Consider the following 14,603-nt stretch of genomic DNA (forward strand, 5'->3'; position numbering starts at 1 on the left):
AGTATTTATTGATTTTTATAAAAAAAATTCTTTTTGGAGGTGCACATGAATTTATTTGCTGACGAAGCCGTGATTGAATGTCAGGCTGGAAAAGGCGGAAACGGTTGTATTTCTTTCAGACGCGAAAAATATATTCCAAGAGGCGGTCCTAATGGCGGAGATGGCGGAGATGGCGGCAATGTAGTTTTTATCTGCAAAAGAAATGTGCGCACTCTTGCGAATATTCGCTACAAGCATTTTTTTAGGGCAAAGTCTGGTGGCGACGGTCAAGGCTGGAACAAGTACGGCCGTGACGGTGAAGATATAGAAATCGCTGTTCCGCCAGGAACTGCCATCAGGGATTTTGAAACAAACGAACTTTTAAAAGAATTTACCGTTGAATCAAGTGAAGAAAATTTTGTAGCCTGCCACGGTGGAAATGGCGGCTGGGGAAACGTTCACTTTAAAACTCCTACAAACCAGGCTCCTCGCATTGCGAACAAGGGGCAGGAAGGCGAATATAAAAAACTTCGCCTAGAACTGAGCATTATGGCGGACATTGGACTTGTCGGTTTTCCAAATGCTGGAAAATCAACTCTTTTGGATGCTTTTACAAATGCCAGACCGAAAATTGCGCCTTATCCGTTTACGACAAAAATTCCGAATCTCGGAGTTTTGCAGGCGAGCGACGAGCGCGATGTGATTATTGCGGATATTCCTGGAATTATCGAAGGAGCTTCTGATGGAAAAGGGCTTGGAATCCAGTTCTTAAAGCATATAAGCCGTACAGCCGGACTTCTTTTTATGATCGACTGTTCGGATGATTCTTGTTTCGGGGCTTACGAAACACTTTGCCGCGAACTTGAAGGCTTTTCTTCCGATTTGCTCAAAAAACCGCATATAGTTCTCTGCAATAAAATCGACCTTGAAGGTGCAAAGGAACGCGCTTTAAAGATTGCAGAAACGATTAAAAAAACAGAAAAGGACACAAAAGTTCTTGCGGTTTCGGTTGCAGCCCACATCGGAATGAACGAAATTCGCCTTGCAATCCTTGATTTGGTTACAAAACTTGACGGAGCGCCGGAACAGTTCAATTCGGACGGAACTCGTATAAGTTCAGGTTCTTTTCTTACAAATAAAAAAGAAGGAACCAGCATAAATCCTGATTTTATGAGCACACGTTCGGTTGACGAAGATGCCGAAATTCAGTTTCCAGGAAGCGAAAATTGAAAATAGCTGTCCTTGGCGGAAGTTTTAATCCGGTTCACATAGGACACCTTGTTCTTGCCGACTGCGTTTGCCAGGAGCTTGGATACGATAAAGTCCTGTTTGTTCCGTGTTTTTTGCCGCCGCACAAAGAAATGGCAGATGCCGCTCCAGCAGAGGAACGCTTAAAAATGGTAGAACTTGCTGTAAAAAGCGATTCCCGTTTTGAAGCGGAAGATTACGAAATTCAAAAAAAAGGAATTTCTTATACCTGGGATACGGTTTGTGCGCTTGAAAAAAAATATGCAGGCCAGCTTACGGACAAAATCGGTCTGATTTTTGGTTTTGACTTGGCATCTCATTTTGAAAACTGGAAAAATGCAGAGCTTCTGGCGGAAAAATGCCGGCTGATTCTTGCCGTGCGCGAAAACGAATTGGAACAGGATGCCGGAAAGAGCCGGAACAAGGCGATAGGCGAATATAAAATTGAGAAAAACGGATTTTCTATCAGAGATTTTAAGTTTCCGCATGTAAAAGTGCACAATCCTCAGCTTGAAATTTCTTCTTCAGAAATCCGCAGTTGCATTCAAAATGGCAAAGCCTGGCGTTATCTTGTAAGCGATGCCGTTTTTGAATATATTAAAAAACGAGGTTTATATGGCTGTAAAAACGGTGGATCTGAATAATCCCGAAGAACTCAGTCAGGTTATTTTAAAAATTGAAGACTATGTAAAAACAGTGGTTTCTGAATCAAGGTACGAACATTCAGTGCGGACAGCCCGGACTGCCGAAAAAATGTGCGCTCTTTATGGATTGGAGCCAAAAATCGGCTATTTGGCAGGAATTGCGCATGATATGTGCAAAGAATTTTCCACCGACGAAGTTTTAAAGCTCGTTTCGGAAGACCAAAAACCTGTTTCGTTGCTTGAACAGAACAGACCTGGACTTTTGCATGGAAGGGCAGCGGCGGTTTTAATTCAGACGAAATTCGGAGTAATAGACAGAAATGTCGTTTCTGCAATTGCAAACCACACCTTTGCGGCTGCCGGAAGTTCTGATTTGGGAAAAATACTTTTTGCAGCGGACAAAATCGAACCGGGAAGACCGCAGTCAACCGACGAATACCGCAAAAATCTTTTTTCAAAATCTTTGGACGAATTGACACTTTGCGTTTTAAAGGAAAATATCGATTATCTCGAAAAACGCGGAAAAAAAGTTGCAAAGCCTTCTTACGAACTTATGGCTGAGCTTGAGGCAAAATTAAAGCCGTAAAACGTAAAATTTGTTCAAAAGGCAAAATTGAGTTTTTATGGGAGAAAAGAGATGAAATCAATGGGACGCAGCGGCGGAGGAAATAAAGGCGGGCTTTTTCTTGTTTTGATTTTTGTCATTCTTGTTGCGGTGACGACATTTATTGCGTTTTCCTTAAAAGTTGATACTGTTGACGAAAGCCTGAAAAACGACAGCGTAATAAAAACTCTCATCGTTCTCGAAGACAAAAAGCAGGTTCTTTTTTCGGACGTTTTTATTTATTATCCGGTTTCAAAGCGTGGAGCATTGATAAACATTTTGGGGAACACCGGCGCGATTTTCAAAAGCCTTGGACGTGTAGACCGAATCGATGCGATTTACACCGAAAAGGGAATTGATGTTTTTAAATCCGAAATTGAAAATCTGATCGGCCAGCCGGTTCCATTTTATCTCGAAATGAGCCTTTCAAATTTCAGCGAACTTACTGATATGCTCGGCGGCTTGAAAGTATTTGTTCCTGCGCCGGTCGATGTAAAAACAGACGACGGAGAGCGATGGCTTTTACCGAGCGGTTCTGTAACTCTTGACGGAAGCAAAATCAATACTTATCTGACTTATACAAAGCCAGAGGAGACAGAATCTGAGGTTGTGGACAGAAGACAAAACGTAATTCTTGCGTTTTTGAGCGCAATAAACCGCGATTCAAGAACACTCCTCAACAAAAACAATTTTCGGTTTTATCAAAAGCGGATAAGTTCAAATTTAAAAGAAAAAGACTTGCATAAGCTTTTTTCAGAAATTTCAAATGTCGATTATGAGCGTCTTATTCCTCAATCAATAACCGGTTCAAGGCGAATGGTCGACGGAAAAGAACTTTTGTTTCCTTTTTACGACGGTCAGCTCATAAAAGATGTTGTAAAACAGGCTTCAAATGCTCTTGTGGATTTGGAAGATATGTCTGTAAACCGCATTTACGTGCTGGAAATTCAAAACGGAACTCTGGTTCAGGGATTGGCGCGAAATACAGCAGCCTTGCTAAAAAGTGCCGGATATGACGTTTTGAGTACTTTGAATGCGGAGCGGCAGGATATAGAAAAAACGCAGATTATAAATCACATAGGTAACGCGGATATTGCAAAAAACCTTGGCGACTTTATTCACTGCACAAACATAGTTGACGAAGAAATAAAACCAGACTCGGAAGACAGCTATGATAACGGATACGAATCCAGTTCAAACGTCGATTTTACGATTATTCTTGGAAAAGACTTTGACGGACGCTACGTAAAAAATACTGGAGGAAAATAGAATGGCAGAAAAAACATCAAAAGAACAGGCGCTCGAACTTGCGCAGCTTCTCGAAGACGGCAAGGCCGACGATGTTACGGTTATTGAAGTTACAAAACTCACGAGTTGCGCAGATTTCTTTGTAATTGCAACAATTCACAGTTCAGCACATTGGCAGGGACTTGCAAAGCAGATAAAAGATTACGTAAAGGCAAATGACATGCAGATTCACCTTACGCACACAAAAACAGCAGGCGGCGACGACTGGAACGTAATCGACATCGGCTCAGTTCTTGTGCATCTTATGTCGGCAGATGCCCGCAATTTTTACGAACTGGAAAAACTCTGGCACGCAGGAAACTTTATAAAAGGCTCTCAGTCAGAAAACGCATAAGTTTTTTGAGCGTTCAGTTTTGGCTTGCCAGATTTTGCTTTTTTGCAAACAGAATTTGGCAAAAAAAAAGGAGGCCGGAGAATATGTGTGTGTGACATATTTTCCTGCTTCCCGTTTTAACTTAAAATAACCTTAAAAGCGATTCCTACATTTCTTCAAAATCGTCATTAAAGCTATTGTCCATTGAGGAATCTTCGCTCGAAGCGTCATCTTCCTCCAGATCATCATCAAAAGACTCATCGTAAATATCGTCGTCCTCAAAATCGTTCAGAGAATCGTCGTCGTAAATCGCAGAATCATCATAATCTGTCGAATCGTCGTCGTATTCGTCTGAGTACGAAAAGCCAGAGCCCGAAAATGAGTCAATGAAAGAGTCACTTGTGAACATTTTGCCTTCCCCCGCTCAACGCGTACCATATCATAAATTTTTACAGCCCAGTCAGTCAATTGAAATCTTTAGAAAATTTCTTTATTTTTACGGGCGGTCCCTGCCTTCCGGCAGGTCACGCTTTCCGCAGTTCCGCTGCCGCTTCATTCCTGCGCTTTGCTCCGGAACGGCCTCGCCGCTGCTGCAATCGTTACCGCAAAAATCATTTTTTTAAAACTTAATTGACGAGCCTAAAAAAAACGTATAAAATTAAATTATGTCAGATATTCAAATTCTGGCTCCGGCAAAGGTAAATCTTGGATTAAAGGTTCTTCCAAAGCGGGCAGACGGATTTCATAATATCGAAAGTATTTTTCAAACTGTCAGGCTGTACGATAAACTTACTGTTTCTGTATTGCCGGAAAAAAATACTTGTGCGGTTTTTGCGCCTGGTTTTAACGACCTTCCTGCAGAAAATACGCTGACAAAAACATACAGTTCTTTTTGTTCCTTAACTGGCTGTTCTACTGGCGTAAAGATTTTTTTAGAAAAACACATTCCCAGTGGAGGCGGACTTGGTGGTGGTTCTTCGGATGCGGCTTACTTCTTAAAGGTTTTGGCAAAAATCAACAAAATTGATTTAAGCAGTGAACTTGCAGACAAGGTTGCTTCGCAGGTTGGAAGTGATGTTTTTTTCTTTCTTCACAGTGGAGAAGATCAAGACAAAAGTGGTTGTGCTGTCGTTACTGGCCGTGGAGAATTTGTGAGGCAGATTTTACCGCGGAACGATTTGTTCTTTTTACTGGTTTTTCCGGGCGTTCATAGCTCTACAAAAGAGGCTTATTCGCTTGTTGATAAAACATATGAGGCGGGCAGTATTTTAGATTGTCCGAATTTGGCAGATTTAGAAACCATATACCGGAGTCCTGTCAAAGACTGGACTTTTGTAAACAGTTTTACTTCTGCGTTATTGCAAAAATACCCAAAAATAGGCCTTGCCTTGCGGGATGTAAAAAACAGTGGTGCTCTTTGGGCGGATATGTCTGGTTCTGGAGCAACAGTTTTCGGTGTTTTTGAAACAAAACAAAGTGCCGAAAATGCTTATTCATTGTTAAAAAAAAGTTGGTCAAACTGTGTAATTGCATAAAACCTTCTTTTTAATTATTTGCAACGGAGGAGTACTTATATGGAAGTATCAGAACTGCGTATTAGAAAAGTAACGGCCGAAGGCAAGCTTAAAGCTTATGTAACAGTAACCTTTGACGGTGTATTTGTCGTTCATAATGTAAAAATTATCGAAGGCAAAACAGGTCTTTTTATTGCAATGCCAAGCCGAAGAACGGCAAACGGAGAATACAAGGATGTAGCGCATCCAATCAGTCCAGAGTTCCGCGCGGCTTTGCAGGATAAAATCTTGGCTGAATACAATGCCGGACACGTAGAAGAAGCCGCCGAAGGCGAAGATTAGTTTTTTATAGTCAATTTTTTTGGGACGTCGGCAAGCGGTAAGCCCCCGGCTTTTGGTGCCGGTATTCCACAGGTTCGAATCCTGTCGTCCCAGCAGATAATATAATCTGGATTTCAATGTTTTTTTGGAATCCAGATTTTTTTTGCCCAAAATGATTAAGGATTCGAAGCGGAGCGAGCGGCGTAAAAAACGCGAAGACTTGGAGCGATTTTTACGAAAGTTGCCAGGAAGGCAACTTAGCGAGCGCAGCCGGCAGGAAGGAGAAAACAGGAAGTTTTCGACTGGATGCCGAATCCTGTCGTCCCAGCAGATGATGTAATCTGGGTTTCAATGTTTTTTTTGGAATCCAGATTTTTTTTGCCCAAAATGATTAAGGATTCGAAGCGAAGCGAGCGGCGTAAAAAACGCAAAGACTTGGAGCGGTTTTTACGAAAGTTGCCAGGGAAGGCAACTTAGTGAGCGCAGCCGGCAGGAAGGAGAAAACAGGAGGTTTTCGACTGGATGCCGAATCCTGTCGTCCCCGGTGTCTTGCGGCAAGGATGGAAATACCGCCGGAGGCGTTCCGGAGCGCAGCGCAGGAATGGAGGCGAAAGCCGGAAGTGTGGACAGCCTGGTTTTTGCCTGCAAAAAGCCGCCCGGCAAAATATATTGACTTTTTGACCTGTTTTTGAGATACTTTTTGGACTGTCGGATATGTTTTCCGATAAAAATTAAGAGGGGCTGGCAAAACTTTTGTATGATTGTTTTGAAGACCGCTCAAAATTGAGGAGTTCTATAAAATGGAACAGTTTGTAGTTGAAGCATCTGTACGCAACGAGACAGGTAAAAAAGCAGCAAAAGCTCTTCGTGCAGCAGGAAAAATACCGGCTGTTATTTATGACGAAGAAGGAAAAGCAACATCTGTTACTGTAGATTCAGTTCAGTTTAACAAAGTTTGGCGCAATATTACTGCCACAACTCTTATTACTATTAAATTCGATGGCAAAGATTACGATGCTTTTATCCGCGACACAGAATATGATATTATCACAGATTCAGTTCTTCACGCAGATTTCTTTGTTGTAAGCAACAAAAAGCCTGTAACACGCCAGTTCAAATTGCAGTACAAAGGAACTGCTGCCGGCGTTCTTAAGGGCGGATTTATGGTTAAGCACATTCCTGAAATCAAGGTTAAGGCTCTTCCAAAAGATCTTCCTGCTCGCGTTGTAATTGACGTTTCAAAAATCAACATTGGCGATGTTTTCCGCGTAAAAGACATTGACCTTGGCGACAAAGTTACAGTTCTTACTCCAGCAGATGCTGAGGTAATTACAGTAGCTCCAGCACGCTAGTTTTTTTTGAAAACTTGATAAAAGTCTTTCCGTTTGCAATACAATGGAAGGACTTTTTTTTTGCTTTAAAAGACGATAAAATATAGTTATGAATTCGTCTTTAAAAAAAAGTTTTTGCGCTGTATTTTTTTGCCTCTCTTTTTTTTGTTCAAATTGTCTTTATGCTCAGGGGCTTTCTGCCGGTGAAGCAAACAGAAAAACGGCTCTTCGTTATTTGAAGGTTGCTGAGCAGTATGCCGCTTCTAAAAACTGGAATGCCGCCGATTCGAGCGCAGAACTTGGTCTTGCCTTTGATGATTCTATTTCTGACCTTTGGTATATGCGTTCTGTTGCAAAAAGCGCCCAAAATGCGCCTAAATATCAAATTTTTCCTTTGATTGAAAAGGCACTTGATTGTGAACTGTGGGTCGATTACAACAAGGAAACTGCAAGAATTCTCTATGCAGACATTTTGTGCTCAACCAGAAAATTTGAGCAGGCGCTTGAGGTCCTGGACGGTGAGAATTTTTTATATTCAGCAGATGCCGAATTTATCCGTTCTAAAATTTTTTACAACCTTGGAACTGAAACGTTTCTTGAAAAAGCAAGAGATAAAATAGATTCTGCAAGAAGAATTTATCCTGATGATCTCCGTTTTCCAAAACTTTTTTTTGAGCACGAATATGCGCTTGGCGGCCGGAACGACAAAAATGCAAGACTTGCCGACAGTTTTATAAATCTTCTTTACAAAAATCCTTCGCTTTCTGCGGAACTTGAAATTTATCTTGCTGTTTTTTCGACTGGCGAAAACAAAATCCGGCGGCTTAAATCATTTAACGCAAAAAATCAGCGTTCGCCTTTTTATTTGATTGCTTCTCTTGAAGAAGGCGTGGAACTCTTGCCGGAAGAAAAGGCTTTGGACTATTTTTATTCTTTTGCCGATAAAGAAATTGATTTTGCGTTTTTGCAAAAATTTGTTTCAGCCTTAAAAAAAGAAGAATCCAGACAGGAACTTGGTGAATATTTAAATCAGTATTCCGGAACGATTTACAAGGATACCGACGGCGATCTGGATTTTAACCTTAAGGTTGAATATTCCCGCGGCCGTCCTCAAAAAATCATATATGACGAAAATCAGGACGAAATGCCTGATTGGAGCGCTAGTTGTGATTTTGGAGAACCTGTAAAACTTCAGATTCCAGAAAAATCTATTGAAATTGAATACGGAAACTGGCCTGCTGTTGTCAGCGCCATTTACAAATGCGAAGACAAAAGCGAATATTCCTTCTTCCTTGTGCCTCAAACTCTTTTTTGGACGCCTTTTTCGATTGTTGCGGATGAAAATATAAAAAAGTTGACTGGAACAGATTTTTTTATTCCTTCCGTTTTGGAAAAAGTTGAAAATATTTCAGTTCAAAAACTGATTGATTCTTCTTCTAATTGTTCGATTCCTTGTTCTGAGCGCGAAAATGCTGTGGTTGTCTTTAACTTTCTCGACGGAAAACCTGTGTTTGCACGTTATTACGAAAATCAAAAAATGTATGCGCAGATGCAGTTTAAGGACGGACTTCCGGAAAGCCGCACGGTCGATATGGATAATGACGGTTTTTTTGAACTTACGGAAACTTACGGGACTGAAATTCAAAATATCAAAAAAAATGGACTGGAATACGAGCCGATTTTTTTGGCAAAAGCCTTGAATGCGCCTGTAAAGATGATTCAGATTGATATGAACGGTGACACAATTGCTGACTACACAGAAGAATACACCGGCGGAGAAGGAAAAATTTCTTTGTGGGATTTGGATGGAGACGGAAAGTGGGACGTTCGTTACGAAAAATGTCCGGCGGAAAAAGACGGTTCTTTGGTCGAAAAATCCACTTTTTACAGGCCATGGTCTAATGTTCCAGTTACTGTAATCATAAAAAATGGAAAACCTGCCGGTATTCTTGAAAACGAAAAAAAATTGAATGTGATAAAAGATTCTGTTTCCGAAGTTTACTGGATTGAAAATGCCGGTTCTAAAGACGATGCGGAAAAAATTTTAAAAACGTTTAACCAAAACGAAGGCAAAAGTGTTTATATTATTGTAGAAAATGACTCAAAAAGAATGTTCGCCGTAAAAAGCGGACTGTGTATTTTTGCGCAGATTATACCGGATAATCCGAATTCTACTAAGGAACGCAGTTTGTCCGAAAAATAAAATAAGAAAAGATGAATAAAATGAAGAAAATTGAATTAAGAAAAAAAATTATTGCAACCATTGGCTGTTCTTTGCTTTTTATCTGCATAAACGGCTGTAAATCGACCGAAATTTCCGAAAGTTTTGAATTGCCAGATTACACGATTGAAGACGTAAAAAAAGAAGAAATAAAAAGAATTGAAGAAATTGGCGAAACTGACTGTGTTCAGGCCTATTGGCGCGCTTTTTTGCTAAAAGACCAGAAAACTTTCGAAAAATGTGAAGAAAATGTTGTTTCTGAATATAAAAAGGCTATTGAAGAAAAAAAATGGCTGGAAGCTAGAAGATTGTGCTATGCTTTGGAATATCTTGGCGGAGCACAAAGCAAAAAACTCGAAAAAAATACCGATGAATTGGATGCCCTTTGTCTGGAAGCATTAAAATCTTTTGGTTCGGACAAAAATTCTGGAAAAAAAGTTTCAGAACTGATAAAGGGAACTGTAACTGTCTGGGTTGACAAGGGAATAAAAGTTGAAAACGGAATGGGGTACGCTGACCGTGTAATAGGTTCGGGATTTTTTATTTCTAAAGACGGATATATTGTAACAAACCATCACGTAATTGCAGACCTCGTAAACCCAAAATATGAAGGTTATGCGCGGCTATATGTAAAACTTGCTGAGGATTCAGAAACCCGTATTCCGGCAAAAGTTGTGGGCTGGGACAGCGGCGTTGACCTTGCTGTGCTAAAAGCCGAAGTTGACGCTCCTTATGTGTTTAATCTTGGTTCGAGCGGAAGCCTTGAGGTTGGCGATAAGGTTTATTGTATTGGCTCTCCGGTTGGGCTTGACCGCACTTTGACAAGCGGCATTGTAAGTGCGAGCGACCGTTCTCTTTTTAGCGCAGGACCAGTTATGCAGATTGATGCTGCCGTTAATTCAGGAAACAGCGGCGGTCCTTGTGTTGACGAAAATGGAAATGTTCAGGCGATTGTTTTTGCAGGAATGCTTCAATATTCTGGACTAAACTTTGCAATTCCTGTCGAATACTTAATTTCGGAACTTCCTGTCTTGTTGAATGGCGGAAAATATGACCACAGCTGGCTGGAAGCAAACGGACGCACAAAAAGAGCTGGCGGCAGAGATTTGGGCGTTGAATTGAATTATGTAATGCCGGGCGGAAACGCACACAGGGCAGGGCTAAAGGCCGGCGACTTGATTACTTCGATTGAAGGTTCAAAGATAAAAAATCTTGAAGATTTAAAGAAAAAAATGCTTGGAATTTCTTCTGGATTTATAATCAAAGTAAAATATCTCCGGGGCGAAGATTCGGCAGAAAATGAGGTTAAAGTTTATGTTTCCTCAAGACCGTTGAATCCTGGGTATACTTTTTATAAAAACGATGTAATTTCAAGCTCTTTTACGGCAATTTTCGGCATGAAGCTCACTCCTCTTTCTGAGGGACGCAGAAAATATCAGATTGAATCGGTCGTAAAAGGTTCAATTGCGGACGAATCTGGTTTTTCGGAAAACGATCCTGTCGAAGTAAAAAACATAAACTTTGATAAAGAAAATACAACCTTGTATACGGAAGTATATGCAAAAAATAGAAAAAAAGGATATTTAGATATAAATGTAGGAATTGCGGCTCCGCTAGACAGTCCTAACTATTTCTAATAAAATTGGCACTCTATGACAGAAATGAAATATAAACGCAATTTTTGTATTGTTGCACACATTGACCACGGCAAATCGACTCTTTCTGACCGTCTTATTCAAAAATCAAAAATCATTGACGACCGTCAAATGACAAACCAGATTCTCGACAACATGGATATTGAGCGTGAACGCGGAATTACGATAAAAAGTCAGGCGGTTACAATTCCATATCATTCAAAAGACGGACACGACTATGAGCTTAACTTTGTCGATACTCCGGGACATGTCGATTTTTCTTATGAAGTTTCCCGTGCGATTGCATCCTGCGAAGGTGCTCTGATTTTGGTTGATGCTAGTCAGGGTGTTGAAAGTCAAACAATGTCCAACCTTTTTATGGCAATGGAGCATGATTTGACTATTGTTCCTGTTATAAACAAAATTGACCTTCCGTCTGCCGATATTCCTTCGGTAAAAAAACAGATTGAGCACGACCTTGGACTTGATCCGGAAGATGCGGTTCTGGTAAGTGCAAAAACCGGCGAAGGAATCGACGACTTAATGGAAGCCATTGTCTCTAAATTTCCTCCTCCGTCTGGTAATCCGGAAGGAAAAGCCCAGGCTCTTATCTTTGACTGCCATTATGATGAATATCGTGGAGTTATAATTCATATTCGCGTTAAGGAAGGCCGGATTAAAAAAGGCGATGTAATCCGCTTTATGTCCAATGGTACTGACTACAAGGTTGAGCAGATTGGAATTTTTAAAATAAATTATGAAGAAAAACCGTATCTCGAAGCAGGCGATGTTGGCTATATTATTGCAGGCTGCAAAACTGTAAGCGATGTCCGTGTTGGCGATACTGTAACTCTTGCAGATAATCCGGCAGATGAGCCTTTGCCAGGATTTAAGGAAGTTAAGCCGGTTGTATTTTCTTCTATTTATCCGATGGATTCAAACGATTACGAAGAACTTAAAGACAGCATGGAAAAATTAAAGCTCAACGACGCGAGCCTTACTTACGACAAAGACAATTCCATTGCGCTTGGAAACGGTTTTAGATGTGGATTCCTCGGACTTTTGCATCTTGAAATTATTCAGGAACGTCTTGAACGCGATTATGATCAGGCAGTTATTTTTACATCACCTTCAGTAGAATATAATTGTACTCTTACGAACGGCACGGAAATGATTGTTGACAATCCGACTGAATTCCCGGAAACAAAAATAAAAGAAGCGAGAGAACCTTACATCAGCGCTTCAATCATCACTCCGTCAGAATTTATCGGTTCGATTATGAACCTTTGTACTGAAAAACGCGGAATTCAAAAAAATATGACTTATCTTGACGAAAAACGCGTTGAATTGATTTACGAAATGCCGCTTTCTGAAGTGCTTTTTGACTTTTATGACAGGCTCAAAAGTTACAGCCGCGGTTACGCAAGTTTTGACTACGAAGTAATTGAATATCGTCCGACAGACCTTGTAAAAGTTGATATTTTGATAAATTCAAAACCTGTGGATGCCCTTTCTTTCCTTGCTTATCGCCCTGGAGCCGTTGCCCGCGCAAAAAAAGTGTGCGAACGCTTAAAAGACGAAATCTCTCGCCAGCAGTTTAAAATTGCTATTCAAGGAGCAATCGGAAGTCAAATAATTGCCCGCGAAACCGTAAATCCTGTGCGAAAAGATGTTCTTGCCAAGTGTTACGGCGGCGATATTACACGAAAACGCAAGCTTCTCGAAAAACAGAAAGAAGGCAAAAAGCGCATGAAGATGGTAGGCAACGTTGAGCTTCCACAGAGCGCGTTCCTTGCAGTTCTAAAAGAAAAAGAAGACTAGTTTTTTATAGGTTTTCAAAGTTTTTTAGAAAAAAGTCGATTTCGTTGCTGATTCTTTTTAAAAAGCTCAGATTGCCGGCTTCAAACCTGTATCCGTCCGGAAAGTGCAGATAAAGATATTCTCTTTTTGACAGAAGATTTTCTATTTCTGCGCTTAGGTTTGGTTTTGGAGTTGGAAGGGCTTTTTCTCCTTTTGAAAGCAGCTCTTTTATTCTCAAAAGCGCATTTTTTTCTTCCAAAAGATATGCTTTTGTTTTGATTTTGATGCCGGAACTGGAACTGTTTTTTTTATTTTGCTCGTACAGGGCGTCAAATTCGCCTTCTTTTTTTTGAATGAGCGGCTGGCAGAATTTTTCGATTTGTTCTGCGGTTACGGATGGAAGACCTAAGTTTAAGCCGGAAAATCCTGCATCGTAGAGTTTTTTTGAATCATGAAAATAATTTACAAAGAGCGTAGCGTAGTTTTTGAGCGCGGTGTCCGTTATTACAGGTCCATTTTTTCCTGGAACAGTTTTTGCGTCTGCCTTAAAAGCGGCATCGTAGTTTTCGACAGGCTTAAAGCGGTTTGAAGAAATCAGCCTTGCCGTGTGGGCAGGAGCGCCTCTTGCGTGCGTAAAACCAAGACTGTACGAAAAATCAAGTCCTGTAACAAAAACCGGCACATTTGAATCAAAACGCATAAAAAGAGCAAGATAGACTGCTGTAAGTCCAACAGAACCGAGCGGCGGAATTTTTGCAGGAAGAATATTTTTTGATTCAGCATTTTTTAAAAATTCACTTTCCGAAAATTCCGAATAAAAATACAGGTGCCTTCCATTTGTATGGCGGAGAACTGCCGGCCTTGAAGCCAAATCGCTTATTATTGTAGCCTTTGTCCTGTTTGCGCCGATGTATGCTTTTTCAATCGCCAGCTGGGATTCAACTGCAATTATAAAATCTGGCTGAATTTTGTGTTTTAAAAGAACAGAAATCGCAGCATCAACCGCAAGAACCGTGCATTTTTGAAGCGTTTCTTTTGAAATTTTTGACAGAAAAGTTTCTGTACTTTCGCCGGCTCCAAAGACTATAAACGGTCTTAAAAAAAATGGCGAGGAATGAGGAATGCTCTGCTCTGCGGGAATTTCCCTTAAATTTCTAAAAAAATTTTTACAAAAGAGCCTGCCCATTTTTACGAGAGTAATCCGGTTTTTCCAAAATGAAGCGATAAAATTCTGAGAAAAAAGCGCGGTCTGAGAATACAAGGTTTTGTAAAAAAAAGTTCCTCCGCTCATTTCAATCAAAACCGTCCGTCTAAAATGCGGCAGAGTTTTTATAAGCTCTTCTATTTTTGAAGGCGAGGTGAGCAGAATTTTTTTGGAATCTTGAGGACAGCTCTTTTTTATTTCGTTCAAATTTTTTTCTGCCAGTTCAAAAAGTTTTTTGTCTGCTTCTATTCCGAGAATAAGAGAATTTTCTGGAAGCTTACCCAAAAGCTCTTTTAAGCCGTACCACAGGCATGGAGAAAAGCAAAGGATGAGAGTTTGGGGCAGAATGTCCAGATTAGCTATAGTCTGCTCAATTGCCTTTTGCGGAGAGTATTTTGAGTAAAGAAATCTGTTCTTGTATAAAACAGAAAAGCCCTGACCGGCTTTTACCAGACAGGGCTCTTCAGTTTCAATCATACCGG

The 14,603-nt window shown here is 40.6% G+C and carries 13 protein-coding genes and 1 tRNA gene; 12 read left to right on the top strand and 2 right to left on the bottom strand.

What is annotated here, in order from left to right; translation table 11 throughout:
• Positions 1-45 precede the first annotated feature (45 nt).
• From obgE to rsfS, 5 genes are read left to right on the top strand one after another with little or no spacing between them, the layout of a single operon-like run.
• Positions 46-1,209 (top strand): GTPase ObgE, encoded by a 1,164-nt coding sequence (obgE, locus tag B5D47_RS08745; protein ID WP_078931451.1) that lies wholly within the window; start codon positions 46-48, stop codon positions 1,207-1,209.
• On the top strand, positions 1,206-1,871 hold the full coding sequence (gene nadD / locus B5D47_RS08750) for a nicotinate (nicotinamide) nucleotide adenylyltransferase (RefSeq protein WP_078931452.1): 666 nt from the start codon (positions 1,206-1,208) through the stop codon (positions 1,869-1,871). Before obgE ends, nadD begins: the two co-directional genes overlap by 4 nt.
• Entirely contained in the window at positions 1,843-2,457 is a 615-nt protein-coding gene (yqeK, locus tag B5D47_RS08755) for a bis(5'-nucleosyl)-tetraphosphatase (symmetrical) YqeK (RefSeq protein ID WP_078931453.1), read from the top strand. Before nadD ends, yqeK begins: the two co-directional genes overlap by 29 nt.
• A 51-nt stretch (positions 2,458-2,508) precedes the next feature.
• Positions 2,509-3,744, top strand: coding sequence for an LCP family protein (locus B5D47_RS08760; protein WP_234969988.1), 1,236 nt, complete (start codon positions 2,509-2,511; stop codon positions 3,742-3,744).
• A gap of 1 nt (position 3,745) precedes the next feature.
• Complete coding sequence (rsfS, locus tag B5D47_RS08765) at positions 3,746-4,117, top strand: ribosome silencing factor (RefSeq protein WP_078931454.1); 372 nt, start codon at positions 3,746-3,748, stop codon at positions 4,115-4,117.
• A gap of 145 nt (positions 4,118-4,262) precedes the next feature.
• Here the strand turns inward: rsfS and B5D47_RS08770 are convergent, their stop codons facing one another.
• Positions 4,263-4,505 carry a hypothetical protein gene (locus B5D47_RS08770; RefSeq protein ID WP_078931455.1) on the bottom strand — a complete coding sequence of 81 codons (243 nt, stop codon included), beginning with the start codon at positions 4,503-4,505 and terminating at the stop codon, positions 4,263-4,265.
• A 256-nt stretch (positions 4,506-4,761) separates the two neighbouring features.
• Here B5D47_RS08770 and ispE point away from each other — a divergent pair, with 256 nt between their 5' ends.
• The 7 genes from ispE to lepA all read left to right on the top strand — a co-directional run bounded on the left by ispE (position 4,762) and on the right by lepA (position 12,938).
• Positions 4,762-5,631, top strand: coding sequence for a 4-(cytidine 5'-diphospho)-2-C-methyl-D-erythritol kinase (gene ispE, locus B5D47_RS08775; RefSeq protein ID WP_078931456.1), 870 nt, complete (start codon positions 4,762-4,764; stop codon positions 5,629-5,631).
• Between the two features lie 39 nt (positions 5,632-5,670).
• On the top strand, positions 5,671-5,952 hold the full coding sequence (gene spoVG / locus B5D47_RS08780) for a septation regulator SpoVG (RefSeq protein WP_078931457.1): 282 nt from the start codon (positions 5,671-5,673) through the stop codon (positions 5,950-5,952).
• Positions 5,953-5,972: 20 nt separating this feature from the next.
• A tRNA-Gln gene (locus tag B5D47_RS08785) sits at positions 5,973-6,045 on the top strand.
• Between the two features lie 686 nt (positions 6,046-6,731).
• Entirely contained in the window at positions 6,732-7,283 is a 552-nt protein-coding gene (locus B5D47_RS08790; RefSeq protein ID WP_078931458.1) for a 50S ribosomal protein L25, read from the top strand.
• An 88-nt stretch (positions 7,284-7,371) separates the two neighbouring features.
• Positions 7,372-9,465, top strand: coding sequence for a tetratricopeptide repeat protein (locus tag B5D47_RS08795; RefSeq protein ID WP_078931459.1), 2,094 nt, complete (start codon positions 7,372-7,374; stop codon positions 9,463-9,465).
• Between the two features lie 11 nt (positions 9,466-9,476).
• Complete coding sequence (locus tag B5D47_RS08800) at positions 9,477-11,120, top strand: S1C family serine protease (RefSeq protein WP_143592651.1); 1,644 nt, start codon at positions 9,477-9,479, stop codon at positions 11,118-11,120.
• A 15-nt stretch (positions 11,121-11,135) separates the two neighbouring features.
• A complete protein-coding gene (gene lepA, locus B5D47_RS08805; RefSeq protein WP_078931460.1) occupies positions 11,136-12,938 on the top strand; it encodes a translation elongation factor 4 in 1,803 nt (600 codons plus the stop codon).
• A 4-nt stretch (positions 12,939-12,942) separates the two neighbouring features.
• Here the strand turns inward: lepA and B5D47_RS08810 are convergent, their stop codons facing one another.
• Positions 12,943-14,598, bottom strand: a complete 1,656-nt coding sequence (locus tag B5D47_RS08810; RefSeq protein ID WP_078931461.1) for a 6-hydroxymethylpterin diphosphokinase MptE-like protein — start codon at positions 14,596-14,598, stop codon at positions 12,943-12,945.
• Positions 14,599-14,603 lie beyond the last annotated feature (5 nt).

This window comes from Treponema berlinense (assembly GCF_900167025.1).
Taxonomy (GTDB): domain Bacteria; phylum Spirochaetota; class Spirochaetia; order Treponematales; family Treponemataceae; genus Treponema_D; species Treponema_D berlinense.